Below are 16773 nucleotides of genomic sequence, written 5' to 3' on the forward strand. Positions count from 1 at the left end.
CGACCGTCGTACCGCTTACGCGACTCAGCCCAGCGTGACCGTCAGGCCCCGCGCGGTGGAGACGGACGCCGTCCTGACCTCCGTCACCCCCGTCGCCGCGTCGAAGAACCAGCCCGAGCCCGCCGCCGCGAGCTCCTGCGCGGAGCCGTAGCGGTGGAGCCGGTCACCGCGCACGGCGACCGCGCCGGGGGCCGACTTCGTGTGGACCGTGAAGCGGTAGGCGCGCGTGGCGGGCTTCCCGGTGTAACTGCCCACACTCGGGCCGACGTTGATGACCGAGCCGTGTCCCGTCGCGTGCACCTCGACCCGCTGGGTGGCCGCCGAGCCCTGGGCGAACTGCCGGGTCACGCCGTCGTCCTCGTACAGCGTGTACGCGGACTTCCCCGCCTGCGGGTAGATGTCGTAGTCCAGCTCGCCCTTGTCCCGGGTCTGCCAGGACACCGTGCCCTTGGGCCACATCGGCACGATCGACCCGCCCTTCACGAAGAGCGGCAGGGTGTCGAGCGGCGCCTTGTAGCCGTTGATGGTGGTCGGGCCCTGATAGGTCCTGCCGGTCCAGTAGTCCGTCCAGGTGCCCTTGGGCAGATAGATCCCGTCCCGTACAGCCGTGTCGCTGTAGACCGGCGCCACCAGGAAGTCGGGGCCCGCCAGGAACTCGTACTTGGCGTTCGGGCCGAGCGCCTGCGGGTCGTCCGGGTACTCCAGGGAGAGCGGCCGGACCGCGCCGACGCCGGTCTTCGTCGCGTCCTTCGAGAGTCCGTACATGTACGGGATCAACCGCTCCTTGAGCTGGAGGTACTTGCGGTTGATGGAGGTGTACGGCTCGCCGTCCAGCCAGGGCTGCTGGTCGTGCGGCTTCTTGGTGGTGAGGTCGCTCGCCCAGCCGTCCATGGTCATGATGGCGGGCAGGAACGCCTTCCACTGGAGGTCGCGGGTGTACATCTTCGGGTCGTGGGCGAAGATGCTGCCGACGTCGCCGGTGTTGTAGGCGATGCCGGAGAGCGTGGCGCCCGCGTATGTCGGGATCTGCCAGCGGATGTAGTCCCAGCTCAGCTTCTGGTCGCCGCTCCACAGGACGCCGCAGCGCTGGGCGCCCGACCAGGAGACCGGCAGCCAGACGAAGCCGCGCGCGTCGCTGTTGTCCTCGATGCCGGCCTTGGCCTGGTCGCAGGCGTTCAGCGCGAAGCCGTAGCCGTTGCCGACCCAGGCGACGTCGAGCTTGGCGACCCGCTGGCCCGCCTTGACCTGCTCGGCGAGCTTGTCGAGGCCGTCCTGGGTCCACAGGCCCAGCTGGGCGTTGTGCGCCTGGAGGCCCTTGCCGGTCTCGGCGAGGTTCTCGTAGCCGCAGCCGTACCCGTCGTTGACGAGCATCCAGCCGAGCGGCATCTGGTTCTGCGTATAGCCGTCGGCGACCTTCAGCGCGTCGAGGGTGTGCCGCTCGCCGCGGTTGGCGTTGTGCAGATAGCAGTCGGAGTCGCCCGGTTCGAGCCCGTACACCGGCGGCATGAACGGCTTGCCGACCAGCGAGGTGTACTTGCCGATGACCGACTTCACGTCACCGGTGAAGTAGTAGGCGTCCAGGCGCCGTTCCTGCTGGCCGGTGCGGACGTGGGGGCCGAAGTCGTACACGCCGGGCGTGAAGGTGTTGCGGAAGACGCCGTAGCCCGCCGAGGAGATGTAGAACGGCTGGGAGTTGTTGTAACCGCCCTCGTTCCAGTTGGTGTTGTTGCCGACGTTCATGACCTGGTCGCGGTGCGAGAAACTGCCGTTCTGCTCGCCGCCGCCGAAGAACTGCTCGTTCGCGCCCCGGGTCAGACTCTGTCGCAGTCCGCCGGTGGTCCAGCGCAGCGGGTCGGCCTCCTGCCAGATGGCGGTGCGGTTGTCCGCCTTGTAGAGGCCGAACCGCAGGGGCTTCTTGTAGACGCGCAGCACGCTCCCCTTGGTGCGGATGCCGTAATAGGCGCCCGCGTCGAAGGAGTGGGTGTTCCGGTTCGGCTTCGGCTGCTGGTGGATCATGTGGCTGCCGGGCGGGTCCGCGAGGACGCCGTCGGGGGACGCCTGCAACCTCAGCGTGTCATCGGCGAAGAAGTCCGCGCGGGCCTTGAGCGCACCGGCCGCGATCTCGTACGTACCGTTCCCGCCACTGAACGACGTGAGGTTCCCGGCGTCGCTCGCCTCGGGCAGATACGCCTTGCCGGTAAAGGAGTTGTTGTGCACGTCGTACGGGACGACGACCACGTGGTACGTGCCCGACGCCTTCGGGATCACGGTCGCCTCGGGGTCGGCGGTCCCGGCGCTCTCGGCGACCTTCTTGCCCGTCGAGTCGTAGATGTAGAGGTCGAAGTCGTCGGTGGGCGTCTGCCATTGGATGGAGACGGGGACGCCGCCCTCCGGGTTGTCGTCCCACTCACCGGCCGGCGGGTTCACGGTCAGGTCGAAGCGGTCGCAGACCGCGTTGGTGGGGTCCTCGGCGGCCGTCCCGCACTTGTCGGGCGAGCCGACCGTGCCCTTCGGGTAGACGGGGCTCTGCCAGGTGACGCTCTTGGAGGTGCCGTCGAGGGTGCCGGCGGGCGGGGTGGCGGTGGGGGCGCCCGGGGACGCCGAGGCGGCGGGGACGGTCAGGGCGGTGAGGGTGAGCGCGGCCGCCGCGAGCACGGCGGCGGCCACTCTCCCCTGGCGGTGTCGAAGATTCCGCAAGGAGTGTTCTCCGTTCGTACCGAGCTGCTTTTGAACAACTGGTGGGAAGTGCATGCGCGTTCATGCTTGGAACGGTGGAGTTTCGAGCATAAAGATTCATTACGCGGCCGGTACATGTCAACGGCTTCGCAGATACCGGACGGGTAAAACCAGGCCTCGCACTCGCCCCCAGTCCTCGATTTCGTCATCTTGACGATATGCAGGAGTCTCCAATATCGTCGACATGACGAAAACGAGAAGGGTCCTCCCATGGCCGACATCACCCGGCGCCTCGGCTGGCGCCATCTGCGCTCCGCGCCCACCGCCCACATCCGCCACCACAGGGGCGGCAAGCTGATCCACGACGGGACCGGGCTGAGCTTCCGGTTCCGGCCGCTGACCGCCGCGATCTCCGAAGTACCGGTCGACGACCGGGAGTTGGCGATGGCGTTCCACGCCCGTACGGCCGACTTCCAGGACGTCACCGTGCAGGCGACCGTCACGTACCGGATCAGCGACCCGGCCGTCGCTGCCGCGCGGCTCGACTTCTCGATCGACCCGGACAGCGGCGTCTGGCGCGGCGCCCCGCTGGAGCAGCTGTCCACGCTGCTCACCGAGACCGCACAGCAGCACGCGCTCGACGTACTGGCCCGCACCTCGCTGGCGGCGGCCCTGGTCGACGGGGTCGCCTCGGTGCGCGAGCGGATCTCGGCCGGGCTCGCGGCCGAGCCCCGGCTGCCCGCCACCGGTATCGAGGTGGTGGCGGTCCGGGTCGTCGCGATCCGGCCGGAGCCCGAGGTGGAGCGCGCGCTGCGTACCCCGGCGCGCGAGCAGATCCAGCAGGAGGCCGACCGGGCGACGTACGAGCGCCGGGCCGTGGCCGTGGAGCGGGAGCGGACCATCGCCGAGAACGAGCTGGCCAGCCGCATCGAACTGGCCCGTCGCGAGGAGCAGTTGGTCGAGCAGCGCGGCACCAACGCCCGCCGCGAGGCCGAGGAGAACGCGGCCGCCGACGGTGTACGCGCCGAGGCCGAGGCCACCCGTACGGTCCGGCTCGCCCAGGCCGAGGCGAAGGCCGAACGGGAGAAGGGCGAGGCACGGGCCCAGGCGCAGGCCGCCTGGCTGCGGGTACACAGCGAGGCCGACCCCGCGACCCTCAGCGCGCTCACCACGGCCCGGCTCGCCGAGAACCTGCCCCGCATCGACAGCCTCACCGTCTCCCCCGACGTCCTCACCGGCCTGCTCGCCAAGCTGGGCCGCGCGGACGGGGAGCCGAGGTGAGCCTCGCGCCGCGCGCGGTCCTGGTCCACCGCACCACGGAGTACGAGGAGTTGCTGGCCCGGCACGGCACCCACGGCCAGGCCGCGTTCTTCCTCTCCTCGCGCGGGCGCTCCATCGACGAGGTGGCCGAGCGCCACCAGCGCGCCCGGCGGGCGCTCGCCGAGGTCGCGGCGGCGGTGCCGCTGAAGTGGCGCCAGTCTCGGGTGGAGCGGAGGGATCTGGACCGGTTCCTGTTCGCCCCCGAGGACGTGGTCGTCGTGGTCGGGCAGGACGGGCTGGTCGCCAACGCGGCCAAGTACCTGAGCGGCCAGCCCGTGGTGGGCATCGACACCGATCCGGGCCGCAACCCGGGCGTCCTGGTCCGCCACCGCCCCGGCGACGCGGCGAAGTTGCTGGAGGCGGCGCTCTCCTCGTCCGGCGCCGATGAACTCACCATGGTGGAGGCGGTCGCGGACGACACCCAGCGGCTGCTCGCGCTCAACGAGATCTATCTGGGCCCGCCCGGCCACCAGACCGCCCGCTACCGCCTCGGCCCCGACGACCAGGCCGCCGTATCCGAGCCCCAGGCGTCCTCGGGTCTGCTCGTCGGCACCGGCACGGGCGCCACGGGCTGGCTGCGCTCGCTGTGGCAGCAGCGCGGCAGCGGCCTGGCGCTGCCGGGACCGGCCGATCCCCGGCTCGTCTGGTTCGTACGGGAGGCGTGGCCCTCCCCCACGACAGGAACGTCCTTGGTGGAAGGGGTACTTGACGGGTCCGAGCGTCTGCGGGTCACCGTCGAGTCGGACCGGCTCGTCGCGTTCGGGGACGGAATGGAGGCGGATTCCTTGGAGTTGACGTGGGGTCAGACGATTCGGGTGGGGCGCGCGGACACGGCGCTGCGGCTGATCGGCTGACCTGCGCCAAGGTCGACTGGGCCCCTTCGAGTCCACCGCGTACGCCCCGGAGTGAGCCCTCTCACACCACTGTGACGGACAATCAATAACGTTGACCCTGTACGAAGCGACAAATACGCTTCATGCATGTTCGTCACGGGGTAAGATCGCCGCTCTTCATGAGCGGCGGGGAAATGATCGCCACCGTCACACGGCGGTCCATCGTCTGAATCGCTCTCCACCGGCGCTGCCGGAACTTCCCGTCAAGCGTCGGCGGAGTCCCACGATTCCTGCACGAAGCACGGGGGAAGCACGTTGAAAGTTCGTCTGCTCGGATCACTGGAAATCACCGACGGCCACCTCACGTTCCGGATTCCCGGCGAGAAGTTACGCGCGATCGTGGCCGCACTGGCCCTTTCGCCGGGCCGGCCCGTCTCACGTCACGATCTCATCGACGAGCTGTGGGGCGAGGACCTGCCCCGCAACGCCGAGAACTCGCTCCAGGGCCATGTCGCCCGACTGCGCCGCATCATCGAGTCCCGCACGGGGCGCGACGGGCCGCGCGGGCTCATCCAGACGTCCAGCTTCGGCTATGCGCTCTCACTGCCCGAACGGGACGTCGACGCCTCACAGTTCACCGCTCTGGTGCGGCAGGCCACCACCGCGCGCCGGGCCTCGCCCGAGCGGGCGGTCCGCCTGCTCACCGAGGCCCTGGCACTGTGGCGCGGTCCCGCGCTCCTCGACACCGGCCAGGGCATGATCAGCCGACTCGCGTACACCCGGCTCACCGAGGTCCGGCTGATGGCGTACGAGCATCTCTTCGACGCCGAACTCGACCTGGGACTTCACCGCGAGGTGATCACCGAACTGCAGCAGCTGCACGCGCAGTATCCGCTGCGCGAACGGTTCTGCGAGCAACTGATCACCGCCCTGTACCGGTCGGGCCGACAGGCCGAAGCCCTGGACGCGTACCACCGCACCCGGCAGCGGCTCTCGCACAGCCTCGGCCTGGAACCGGGGGACGCGCTGCGCGCCCGGTTCCAGGACATCCTGCGCCGGGAGCCCGCCACCCTCTGAACCGGACGTCGCCCTGGCTTCGGTCAGGGCGACCTGGTCAACCGCAGCAGCTGCCGGATCGCCCCGGCGCTCGCCCGGCCGTGGCAGGCGAGATAGCCGGGCTGTACCAGATGCGGGTCCCAGATCCGCTGGTAGGCGTGGTGCGCGGCGGTCGGGTACAGCCGCTCGCCGCGTTCGGCGAGGAGCCGCAACGCCCGCGCCGTCGCCGGATGCGCGGACCCCACCTCGTACTGCGCGCAGAGTCCGGCCAGCGGGGTGAATCCCAGGTGCAGCCACTGCCTGTCCTCCTCGGCGAAGACCCGTACGGCGGCCAGGTTGACCGCCTCAAGAGCGCCCTGCGGCGCGCCCGGCGTCCGGTGGGCGAGGTGGTGCAGCAGGCCGGGGCGGGTGCCGAAGACCGGTGCGTACGCGATGTACGCGACCACCTCGTCCCCGATCCGCCCGGCGAACAGGCGCAGTGCGGACCACCTCTCGTTGAGCGCGCCGATCTCGCCCGTCCCGGCGGCGATGTCCTCGTACGCCACCTCCGCCACTTCGAGCCCCGCGAGCCGCGCCTGTGACACGGCGCGGCGCAGTTCGGCGAGCCGGGGGTCGCCGAGCCGGAATTCCGGCAGGTAGACCGAATAGGACGAGCCCGACTGGTTCACGGTGAATCCGCAGCGGGCGAAGAGTTCCGCCTCGGGGCGCCGCAGCCGGGTGGCGATGATCTTTCGGCGGCGCTCCTCGGCGAATTCCACGAACGCGCCGAGCAGCAATTCCTGATCTTCGTCCGGCGCGATCACTCCGCCGGGCTGGTGCAGATACCCGCCGACGGCCCGATAGGGAACCACTCCCCGCGTCCCCGTCACGGTGAAGTACTCGTATCCCTCGCCCAACCCGAGAAACGCGCTCGGGTTCTCGCCGTATTCTCGTAATGCCGTCACTGTCGTGTCGCCGCTGTCGACGGCGAGAGTGCGGACGCTCATGGACATCTCCCCCTGTTGTCCATCTGCTGTCCGCACAGCGTCGCAGCCGCGGATCTCAAAGCCCTGACATGCTCGTCTCAGTCCCGTCTCAGCCGACTGTCAGGCGCTCGCGGGACCCTGGGGAGCGAGGTGTTCCGCGAGGGTGCGGACGACGGCGGCGGCGGCCACCGCGTGGCCGCGGCTGTTGAGGCGGCCGAGCTGCGGGCCCCACAGGGTGCGCGGGTCGCCGGTCTCCTTCTGCTTCATCAGGTCGATGTGCAGGGCTCCATGACGGAGTGTCACTATCGTCAGGCGTTCCGCGAGCAGCCGCTGGCGGGAGCGCACCCGGTCCCGCTGGGCGGCCGCCACCTGGCCGGAGGCGGACCAGTCGAACGGGCTGACCACGACCGTGTGGCGGCAGCCCGTCTCCTTCAACGAGGCCACGATTCGGCTGAGTTCGGTCTCCAGCACATCGGCGTCGAACCCCCGCGCCCGTACGTCGGGACCGCCGCAGACGATCAGGGCGAGGTCGGCCCGGAAGGCGAGGGCCTGGGCCAGCTGACGGGAGCGCACCTCGGCCAGGACGAGTTCGCGGCGCGCCTGCACCAGCAGACAGGCGAGTCCGGGGCGCGCCTCGCGCAGCGCCCGGGCCACCCGGTCGGGCCAGACGCGGGGCCGGTAGCCGGGGGCGACGGCGGCCCGGGGCAGCCTGCCCTCCTGCCCGCTGAGCACGACCGCCCGCCGCCACGGGAGGTCGCCGAGCAGGGTCCGGGCCTCGCCCGGTCGCAGACAGCGCGGATCGTCGTCCTCCATCGTCCGGCCCAGCCTTTCGCTCGCCCCCGCACGGCCGTCGTAGTCACCTCCGACCGGAACGTCAACCACCGCTAAGGTGCGGGCAGTTGTGCGGGGAACGGATCGGGCCATCGCGCTCCGGCGCGTCCCAGTGGCACCGGCGGGCACTGGCGACGCCCGTGGACAAGACGCACGTCTCAGTGACGTCTCAGTGGGGTCTCAGCGACCGCCGCGAGGATCCATCCGTACGACGATACGGGGAGAGGTACCCGAAGAGGTCCAACGGGGGTTCCGGACGTGGTCCGGACCGGGCGAGCACGGCCCGCGCAGGTTCGAATCCTGTCCTCTCCGCCACAGCACAGTTCCACCGAGCGCGCCGAGGTGTCCGCCGATGCGTCCATCCCCCCAGTCCGTTCTGGTGGTGGCGAATCCAGCCGCGGGAACGCACGCGCGGGAGATGGCGCACGAGGTCGCGCGGCGGATCGCGGGGGCCGGTACGCCGGTCGAGCTGGCTGTGACCGAGCGGCCGGGCCATGCCCGCCAGCTCGCCCGTGCGGCGGGCGGGGCGGGCGGCCCGGCCGTGCTGGTGTCGGTCGGCGGCGACGGCACCGCCCACGAGATCATGACCGGGCTGCTCGCCGGGGCGGCCGCGCGGCGCGCCGCCCTGCTCGTGCTCCCCGGCGGCGCCGCCAACACCTTCTACCGCGAGCTCTGGTCCGACCGGCCGTGGCCCGCCGCGCTGGACGCCGCGCTGTCCACGCCGCATGTACGCCGCGTCGATGTGGCCAAGATCGCCGAGACCGGTGAACTGGCCCTGCTCGGCGCCTCGTCGGGGCTCGCCGCGCAGGCGCTCACCAGCGTGCGCGACTTGGCCAGCGCGCGCCGGGGGCGCTATGAGACATCGGTGGCGCGGACGATGATCGCGTTCCGGCCGTACGCGGGCCGGGTCAGCGTCGACGGTGTCGTCGTCCAGTCCGGGGCGACCGTCTCGGTGCTGGTGGGCGGCGGACGCCGACGCGGCGGGCAGTTCATGCCGCTGCCGTGCTCGGTACTGGACGACGGGCTGCTCGACATCTGCGTCACGGGTGCCGAACTCCCGCTGCGGGACATGCTGCGCCTGCTGCGCGACGGCAGCCATGTCGGCCGGGACGGGGTGGTGTACGCGCGCGGGCGCCGGGTGGTGGTGGAACGCACGGACGGCCAGCCGCTGTTCTTCGAGCACGACGGCGATCTGCTGTACACGGGCGCGGCGCGCTACACGCTGGACGTGGTGCCGCGCGCGCTGCCGGTGCTCACGCCGTAGTCCGAGGCGTCGGCCGTCCCCCCTGCTCCCCCTTCGACCTCCTCCGGCTCCGGCAGCGTCCGCGCCAGCCACCACGCCAGCGCACACAGCACCGTGAGCGGGGCGAGCGCCGCCCCCAGGCCGATCTCCTCGCCGAGTGCGCCGATCCCGGGGCTGGCCACGCCTCCGACGCTGACCGCGAGCCCGAGCGTGACCCCGGCCGCCGTGCCGACCCGGCTCGGCAGATAGTCCTGACCCAGCGTCACCTGGAGCGAGAACGGCACGTACAGCAGGGCCGCCGTGAGCGCCGCGAAGACGAAAACCGCCGGTCCGGGCACCAGCACCACGCCCGCGACGGCGGGGACGGACGCGGCGTACGCACCTCGCACCGTCCGCACCCGCCCCCACCGCGCGGCCAACCGCCCGCACAAGACCGTCCCCAGGGCACCGCCCGCGTACAGCGTGAACAGCGCGGCCGACCCGGTCGCGGGCCCCCCGCCAACACGCTGCTGCGCGTACAGCCCGATGAAGGCACTCAGGCCGACGTACACGATCGAGCGGCACACCACGATCGCCGAAAGGCGCGCGAAAGCAGGCCAGTTGTCGCTTCCGGCGGACCGCGCGGCGGCGGAGCGGCCCTCGGCCGCGTGGCGTGCGAGGCGGCGGACCGCCGTCATCGTCAGCAGCACCCCGGCCGCCGAGGGCACCGCCAGCCATGGTGTCGCGCCGAGTCCGCCCGCCGAGAGCACCGGGCCGACGGCGAGCGGCGCGAGCGCGAAGCCGATGGTGCCGCCCAGCGAGTACCAGCCCATCGCGACATGGCTGCCCCGCGCGGCGACACGGGCGAGCCGGGCCGACTCCGGGTGGTAGGCGGCGACACCGATGCCGGAGAGCGCGACGGCGAGCCAGGTGAGGACGTACGAGTCGCCGAGCCCGGCGAGCGCGATGCCGACGCCCGCGCACAGGCTGCTCACGGGGATCAGCCAGGGCATCGTCCAGCGATCGGTGAGCACACCGAACAGGGGCTGCACGACCGAGGAGAGCAGGGTCGCGGCGAGGACGATGCCGGAGGCCGCCGGGTAGCCGTACGCGCGGTCGGCCACCAGGAACGGGACGAGCGCGGGCACCGCGCCCTGGTAGAAGTCGACGGTGGCGTGGCCGAGGGCGAGCACGGCGGTGGCGGGCGGTTTCCGGGCGGAGCCCCGAAGCGATGAGGTGGTCACCCGTCGATCATCGAAGCGCCACCCCCTGGCGGGCTTCCGATAAAGTGCCAAGCTGTGCCGATTATCCGCCACGGTCCGCCGCACTTCCCCACCACCACCAAGTTCCTCGCGCCCGGCGCCGGGGTCGCGCCGCACCGGCACGAGGTGCACCAGATCGTCTACGCGGGCCGGGGTGTGCTCTCGGTGACCACGGACGCGGGGAGCTGGGTCGCCCCGGCCACCCGGGCGATCTGGGTGCCCGCCGGGACGCCGCACGAGCACCGGGCGTACGGTGAGACCGACCTGCACACCGTCGGCGTCCCCGTCGACCGACGTCCGCCGGGTCTTGACCGGCCCGCCGTGCTCGCGGTCGGGCCGCTGCTGCGCGAGCTGATCATCGCGTACAGCGCACCGGGGCCGACGGACACGCCCGAGGCGCGGCGGATGCTCGCGGTGCTGCTCGACCAGTTGCGCCGGGCGCCCGAGCAGGCACTGCATCTGCCGACGGCCCGCGATCCGCGTCTCGCGGCGGTCTGCGCGATCCTGCGGGACGACCCCGCCGACGCCCGGCCGCTCGCCGAGCTCGGGGCCACGGCGGGCGCGAGTGCCCGCACGCTCACCCGGCTGTTCCGCGCCGAGCTGGGGATGACGTTCCCGCAGTGGCGCACGCAACTGCGCCTGCACCACGCCTTGGTGCTGCTCGCCGGGGACGCGTCGGTCACCTCGGTCGCCCAGCGCTGCGGCTGGTCGTCGACGAGCGCGTTCATCGACGTCTTCCGCCGCGCGTTCGGCCACACGCCAGGCGCCGCCCGGACGGACAACGGGAGCGTGTACCGCACGGGTTTACCCCGTGACCCATCGGACGGTTGACGCCGTACCGCCCGGCCGTTGGCACCATGTCGTACGGGAACGGCCCACGGGACCGGGAGTCACGGGGGTGCCCCCGGTCCCACCGAGGCCCACCCCCACCCCACCCGGTCGAAAGCAGTCATCGCCCGACGTGAACGCGCCATTGCCGATCACTGCGCCGCAACGGCCGTCCGCCGCAACGGGTTCACGGGCATCATTCGGCCCACCGATCGTCCGTCACCGTTGCCGGAGGTGCCCGTGATACGGAAATTCCTGAGCAGGCCGAGGCGCCCCGCGCACGGCGGTCCGAGCGCCGACGAGCTCGCCCTGTGGCGCGAAGCGGCCGATTTCATCCGGCTGCACCGCGCGGAGGAGCCGGACCTCGGGGCGCCGGAGCCCCGCCTGGCGGAGATACGGGACGCGATCCGCGCGACCGGCACCTATCGACACACCACCGAGGAGCTGACGTTCGGCGCCCGCGTCGCCTGGCGCAACAGCAACCGCTGCATCGGCCGGCTCTACTGGCGCTCGCTGCGCGTGCGCGATCAGCGCCATCTCACCGACGCCGAGCCGATCGCCGCCTCCTGCGCCGAGCATCTGCGCCAGGCCACCAACGACGGCCGTATCCGCCCTCTGATCACCGTCTTCGCCCCGGACGCGCCCGACCGCCCGGGCCCGCGCATCTGGAACGAACAGCTCATCCGGTACGCGGGCTACCGCGTCACCGACGGCCGGGTGGTCGGCGATCCGCGCAACGCCGGGCTCACCGAGCTGGCGCTGCGGATCGGCTGGGCGGGCGGGCCGCATACCGCCTTCGATGTGCTGCCGCTGATCGTGGAGGGCGTCGACGACAAGCCGCGCGCCTTCGAACTGCCCGAGGACGCGGTCCTGGAGGTGCCGCTGGACCACCCCGACGACGCGTGGAGCGAGGAGTGGGGGCTGCGCTGGCACGCCGTGCCGGCGATCTCCGGGATGTGCCTGGAGATCGGCGGCATCCACTACCCGGCCGCGCCCTTCAACGGCTGGTACATGGGGACGGAGATCGGCGCCCGCAACCTCGCCGACACCGACCGCTACAACCTGCTCCCGCGCATCGCCCGCCGCCTGGGCCTCGACACCGCCGACGAGCGCTCGCTGTGGAAGGACCGCGCGCTGGTCGAGCTGAACCGGGCCGTCCTGCACTCCTTCGACCGGGCGGGCGTCACCATGGCCGACCACCACGCGGAGTCAAGGCGTTTCGTACGGCACTTGGAGCGCGAGGAGCACAAGGGCCGTGCCGTGCCCGCCGACTGGTCCTGGATCGTGCCGCCGATGTCGGGCGCGACGACGCCGGTCTTCCACCGCACCTACGACGCCGCGGAGTTGCGCCCCGCGTTCGCCCACCACCCCGAAGCGGCGGCCCGGGCGCGCGGCGAATCGATTCGGCGGATGCCGTGAACACGCACGTACGTAGGCGGGGCTAGTGGCGCCCGCGTACAGCGGGGTCCCGTGGGGGGCTGATATCCCGTGGTACTCGCGGCTGGGGACGCGCGGGGCGAAGGGCCCGATCCCGGTGGTGCGATCGGCCGGAACGGCCCCCGCCGGACGGCGGGGGCGCCCCGGATCCAGCTGGGCGGCGCACGACAGGTCGCGCGTCGGGGGCCGATGGCACGGGAAGGGCTGCCTGCCAGATTGCAGTACTTGCACATCACGTGCAAGAGGATGCGGGCGCACAGAATTATGACGCAGCGTCAAATATGCGCTGCACCAAGGGAATTGCATATGAGGGGGCTCGCGTCAGGCACGGCCCCCGCAGCGTCGCCTACTCGTCCGCGACCGCGAGTCGTTGCATAAGTTCACGGAGCACATCCCGCTCCGCCACCGACAGGGGCTGCAGGAAGGACTCGTGGACCTTGACCATCAGGTCCCCGGCGTCCCGCAAGCACAGGGTGCCGCGGTCGGTCAGATAGAGCGCGAACGTCCGGCGATCGGCGCCTCTGCGGCGCTCCAGGAGGTCCTTGCGCTCAAGGTCGTCGACGAGCCCGACGATGGTCGTCCGGTCGATCCGCAGGCTCTGCCCGACCATGCGCTGGTTGATCCCGGGCTCGGAGTGCACCACGTTCAGTACCCCGAACTGGCGCAGGGTGATGTCCAGATGGACCAGCGCCTGCTCGGCCTGTTCGGTGAAACGCTGGCCCGCCTTGCGGAGAAGGAAGCCGTGCCAGCTTTGCAACCCCTGGAACAACGGCGATGTCCCACTGTTCGGTTCCCTCTTCGCCACCACTTTTTTGGTTCACCCTCCAGTGGTGACGGTCCATCATGAAGGCCGCGCAGCGGGCCCCTTGACTCTCCAGTCACCGGTCGGCCATGCTCCCGAACTGACAGAACGCTGATTGTCACTGTAGCAGACAATCTATCTTGCTCGAATCTGAGCGTTTCTGTGTTTGCGCATCTGTATGACCTACGGGGGAACCATGGTCAGCGTCATCGAGTTCATAGATCCGGTCGAGCACTGTCCCGGCTTCCTTGCGTACGACGCCACCGACTGCCGCCTCGCGGCGGGCGGCTGCCGTATGCAGGCCGGGCTCACCGCCGAAACCCTCCAGACCCTCGCGGGACGCATGACGCTCAAGCAGCGCGTGCTCGGGGTCAACGTCGACGGTGCCAAGTGCGGCATCGCCTACGACCCGCACGGACCGCACCGCGAAGCCGTCCTGCGGCGCTTCGTCGCCTTCCTCGCCGACGAGCTGACCACTCGCTTCAGCATGGGCTGCGACATGGGCACCCGGTTCGAGGAGCTGGACCGGATCGCCGCCGAGCTGGGCATCGGCTCCGCGAAGATCGCCGTACGGCGCGCACAGCGGATCAGTGACCAGGAGTTCCGCGCCCGGATGGGCTTGCTCGCCACCCCGGTGGGGCTGCTCACGCTCGGCCAGCGCCGGGCCGGTCAGGCGCTGGCCCACAGCGCGCTCGCCGCCACCGCGCACACCAAACGCCGCAACCACCAGGTCACCGTCGCCCTCCAGGGGTTCGGCAACCTCGGCCGCGCGGCCGCGATGGCCTTCCTCGACGCGGGCGTACGGGTCACGGTCGTCGCCGACGAGTACGGCTGCGCGGTCGACCCGCGCGGAATCGACCTCGCGCGCATGCTCACCATCGACCAGGGCCGCTCCGTGCAGAGCCTGCTCGCCGAGCCGATGCGGCTGCCGCGCGAGGCCCTGTTCGAGCTCCCCGCCGATGTACTCGTGCTCGCGGGCGGCGAGGACGCGATCACGCCCGCGCAGGCGGCGGTGCTGCCGGTGCCGATCGTCGCGGTGGGCGCCAACTGCGGTCTGAGCCCGACCGCCGAGCAACTGCTCCTCGACCGGGGCGTCCTGGTCGTCCCCGACTTCATCGGCGGCATCGGTGGGTCGGCCTCGATGGAGGCGCTGTTCGGGCCCCGTAAGACACCGACGGCGCCGGAGGTCCTGGACACCATCGGGGCGATGATGCGCGAGCTCGTCGGCGACATCCTCTGCGGAGCCCGCGACCGCAAGCTGAGCCCCCGTCAGGTGGCCACCGGTATTGCGGAGTCGGCGATCGTCTCGCCCGGCGAGAGGCCCTACGGCGCAAGTCCCTACCGTCCGTCGGGCCCGGGACCCCGGGGCGACCGGACGCGTTCCGTCCGTACCTCGCCGCACTCCGAGAGGCGACCGTCATGACCACCGCACCCGCGCCCGACAGCCCGCCCGCGCAGCCCGCGCCCCACTCGTCCGAGTGCGCCCACTCACGCAGCCACATCACCGACTCGCGGTTCTACGGCCACCGGTACAGCACGGAAGCCAGCCATCGCATCTTCTGTGACCGATGTCGATACCAACGATGGCTCGACGTCGAAGCGGCGCTCGCCCTCAGTCAGGGCGAGCTGGGCATCATCCCGGCGGCCGCCGCCCGGATGATCGCCGAGGCCGCCGATGTGGACCGGCTCGACCTGCCCGCCATCCGGGCCGAGATCCGCCGCACCAGCCACTCGCTCGTCGCGTTCCTGCGCGTCTTCCAGGCGTCGTGCGAGGGCGGCGCCGGCGAGTACGTCCACTACGGCGCCACCACCCAGGACATCCAGGACACCGCGCAGATCCTCGAAATCCGGGACGTCCTCGATGAGTTGGAGACGCTGCTGCGGGCTCTCGCCGGGCAGCTGGCCGATCTGGCCGAGGCCAACGCCTCCACCGTCGCGCTGGGCCGCACCCACGCCCAGCCCGCGCTGCCGATGGGCTTCGGGGTCAAGATCGCCGGGTGGCTCGACGAGACGCTGCGGCATCTGGAGCGCATCGAGCAGCTGCGTCCGCGCGTCCTTGCGGCCCAGCTCTTCGGCGGGGTCGGCACCATGGCGGGCTTCGGCGACAAGGCGCTGCCGCTGCTCGACGCGTTCGCCGCCCGGCTCGGCCTCGCGGCTCCGGCCGTCGGCTGGCATGTCTCGCGCGACCGGATCGTGGAGTTCGTGTCGTGCGCCGCGATGGTGGCCGGGACGATGGGCCGCATCGGGGACGAGGTGCGCACGCTGTCCCGCCCCGAGTTCGGCGAGCTGGAGATCGGCTGGCGGCACGGGCAGGTCGGCAGCAGCACCATGCCGCACAAGCGCAACCCCGAGGCGTGCGAACAGGCCGTCGTGATGGCCCGGTTGGCGGCCGCTCAGATGGCCAACGCGCTGGCCTGCATGGGCGGCGACCACGAACGCGACTCGCGGACCCTGCGTATCGAGTGGGCCTGTGTGCCCGATGTCTCGCACTACGCCCTCTCCGCGTGCGAGATCGTCCGCCACCTCGTCGGCGGTCTCGCGGTGCGGCCGGAGCGCATCGCCGCCAATGTGGCGGCGGTCGCCGAACAGATCGCCACCGAGAAGCTGATGCTGGCGCTCGGCAAGCACATCGGGAAGCAGACCGCCCACGAGTACGTGTACGAACTCGTCCAGGCGGCCCGCGAGAACGGTTCCTCCATGCGCGAGATGACCGGCCGCGACGGGCTCGCGGGCGCGCCGCTGGACGCGGCCGCGCTCGATGAGATCTTCGACCCGGCGAGCTACCTCGGCCAGTCGGCCGCGCTGACCGGCCGGGCGGTGGCCAAGGCGCGGGCCGTGCTCGCACAGCCCGGCGGGTCGGACGGCGTTTCGGACATACAGGCGGACGGCGGCGACGCGCGATGAGCGCCGCGCCCGCCGCCGCCGACCAGGACGCCGGGGAGATATCCGGGGCGCGGGAGATCGTCTTCCCCCGCCCGCTCTACGCCAGCCTGGTGGCCCACGCCGTACGGAAGTTCACCGGCCATTACCTCGCGGGCGAGACCGAGGAGCGCAAGGCGTTCGGGATGGTGGCGGGTCGCCCGACCCGCGACGGTCTCCACGTCGGCTCGGTCTTCCCGCTGATCGTCAACCTCCGCCACGACAAAGGCCACCGGGCCCGCATGGACGAGGTCGTCGAGGAGCACGCCATCCCGTCCGAGACGCCGATGGACCAGCGCGGCTGGATCGCCGATCCGCGCGAGCTGATGGCCATCGACGACGCCTGCGACGACGCCGGCTGGGTGCTCTTCGGCAACTACCACACCCACCGCGTGCCCTGGCCGCACGATCCGGTCCGCGACACCTGCACCCATCTGGACCGGGTGCTGGCCGCCGAGTCGGGCCAGTGGACGCTCATCCTCTCCGTCGTCGATCTGCACCGCCCGGTCCTGCGGGCGTTCTTCGAGGGCGACAACGACCGCGAGGCCGTGATCCGCGTCGTCCCGCCGCTGCCCGGGATGCGGGCGCCGGGGGCGTGACGCCCTCCGCCGCGCCCCGTCCC

14 protein-coding genes and 1 tRNA gene are annotated in these 16773 nt (G+C 71.5%); 10 read left to right on the forward strand and 5 right to left on the reverse strand.

The genetic code is table 11. The features are described 5' to 3' along the window. Window positions 1-24: 24 nt before the first annotated feature. Window positions 25-2697 carry a TIM-barrel domain-containing protein gene (locus BG418_RS37220; RefSeq protein ID WP_317453882.1) on the reverse strand — a complete coding sequence of 891 codons (2673 nt, stop codon included), beginning with the start codon at window positions 2695-2697 and terminating at the stop codon, window positions 25-27. A 249-nt stretch (window positions 2698-2946) separates the two neighbouring features. Between BG418_RS37220 and BG418_RS37225 the strand changes: the two genes are divergently transcribed. From BG418_RS37225 to BG418_RS37235, 3 genes are all read left to right on the forward strand, one after another. After that, entirely contained in the window at window positions 2947-3957 is a 1011-nt protein-coding gene (locus BG418_RS37225; protein WP_188278498.1) for an SPFH domain-containing protein, read from the forward strand. After that, window positions 3954-4850 carry a hypothetical protein gene (locus BG418_RS37230; RefSeq protein WP_188278499.1) on the forward strand — a complete coding sequence of 299 codons (897 nt, stop codon included), beginning with the start codon at window positions 3954-3956 and terminating at the stop codon, window positions 4848-4850. The genes BG418_RS37225 and BG418_RS37230 overlap by 4 nt, the downstream gene beginning before the upstream one ends. A gap of 294 nt (window positions 4851-5144) precedes the next feature. After that, window positions 5145-5906, forward strand: coding sequence for an AfsR/SARP family transcriptional regulator (locus BG418_RS37235; protein WP_188278500.1), 762 nt, complete (start codon window positions 5145-5147; stop codon window positions 5904-5906). 23 nt (window positions 5907-5929) lie between these two features. Here the strand turns inward: BG418_RS37235 and BG418_RS37240 are convergent, their stop codons facing one another. Next, on the reverse strand, window positions 5930-6871 hold the full coding sequence (locus BG418_RS37240) for a DUF2156 domain-containing protein (RefSeq protein WP_188278501.1): 942 nt from the start codon (window positions 6869-6871) through the stop codon (window positions 5930-5932). 99 nt (window positions 6872-6970) lie between these two features. Continuing rightward, window positions 6971-7663 (reverse strand): SGNH/GDSL hydrolase family protein, encoded by a 693-nt coding sequence (locus BG418_RS37245; protein WP_188278502.1) that lies wholly within the window; start codon window positions 7661-7663, stop codon window positions 6971-6973. 238 nt (window positions 7664-7901) lie between these two features. Here BG418_RS37245 and BG418_RS37250 point away from each other — a divergent pair. Then, a tRNA-OTHER gene (locus BG418_RS37250) sits at window positions 7902-7996 on the forward strand. Window positions 7997-8033: 37 nt separating this feature from the next. Then, window positions 8034-8945 carry a diacylglycerol kinase family protein gene (locus BG418_RS37255; protein ID WP_188278503.1) on the forward strand — a complete coding sequence of 304 codons (912 nt, stop codon included), beginning with the start codon at window positions 8034-8036 and terminating at the stop codon, window positions 8943-8945. Here the strand turns inward: BG418_RS37255 and BG418_RS37260 are convergent. After that, window positions 8897-10147, reverse strand: coding sequence for an MFS transporter (locus BG418_RS37260; protein ID WP_317453883.1), 1251 nt, complete (start codon window positions 10145-10147; stop codon window positions 8897-8899). The genes BG418_RS37255 and BG418_RS37260 overlap by 49 nt on opposite strands. Window positions 10148-10201: 54 nt before the next feature. Between BG418_RS37260 and BG418_RS37265 the strand changes: the two genes are divergently transcribed. Both BG418_RS37265 and BG418_RS37270 read left to right on the forward strand, forming a co-directional pair. Continuing rightward, on the forward strand, window positions 10202-10996 hold the full coding sequence (locus BG418_RS37265; RefSeq protein WP_188278504.1) for a helix-turn-helix transcriptional regulator: 795 nt from the start codon (window positions 10202-10204) through the stop codon (window positions 10994-10996). Window positions 10997-11302: 306 nt separating this feature from the next. Then, window positions 11303-12412 (forward strand): nitric oxide synthase oxygenase, encoded by a 1110-nt coding sequence (locus tag BG418_RS37270; protein ID WP_223185998.1) that lies wholly within the window; start codon window positions 11303-11305, stop codon window positions 12410-12412. A gap of 364 nt (window positions 12413-12776) precedes the next feature. Here BG418_RS37270 and BG418_RS37275 read toward each other — a convergent pair whose 3' ends face one another. Then, window positions 12777-13235: a MarR family transcriptional regulator gene (locus BG418_RS37275; protein WP_317453884.1), complete on the reverse strand. Its 459-nt coding sequence runs from the start codon at window positions 13233-13235 to the stop codon at window positions 12777-12779. A 193-nt stretch (window positions 13236-13428) separates the two neighbouring features. Between BG418_RS37275 and BG418_RS37280 the strand changes: the two genes are divergently transcribed. From BG418_RS37280 to BG418_RS37290, 3 genes are read left to right on the forward strand one after another with little or no spacing between them, the layout of a single operon-like run. Continuing rightward, a complete protein-coding gene (locus BG418_RS37280; RefSeq protein ID WP_188278506.1) occupies window positions 13429-14655 on the forward strand; it encodes a Glu/Leu/Phe/Val dehydrogenase in 1227 nt (408 codons plus the stop codon). Next, window positions 14652-16136, forward strand: coding sequence for an adenylosuccinate lyase family protein (locus BG418_RS37285; RefSeq protein ID WP_188278507.1), 1485 nt, complete (start codon window positions 14652-14654; stop codon window positions 16134-16136). Before BG418_RS37280 ends, BG418_RS37285 begins: the two co-directional genes overlap by 4 nt. Continuing rightward, complete coding sequence (locus BG418_RS37290) at window positions 16133-16750, forward strand: hypothetical protein (protein WP_188278508.1); 618 nt, start codon at window positions 16133-16135, stop codon at window positions 16748-16750. Before BG418_RS37285 ends, BG418_RS37290 begins: the two co-directional genes overlap by 4 nt. The last annotated feature ends 23 nt before the right edge of the window (window positions 16751-16773 follow it).

The sequence above is a fragment of the Streptomyces sp. CBMA152 genome (assembly GCF_014596475.1).
Classification (GTDB): domain Bacteria; phylum Actinomycetota; class Actinomycetes; order Streptomycetales; family Streptomycetaceae; genus Streptomyces.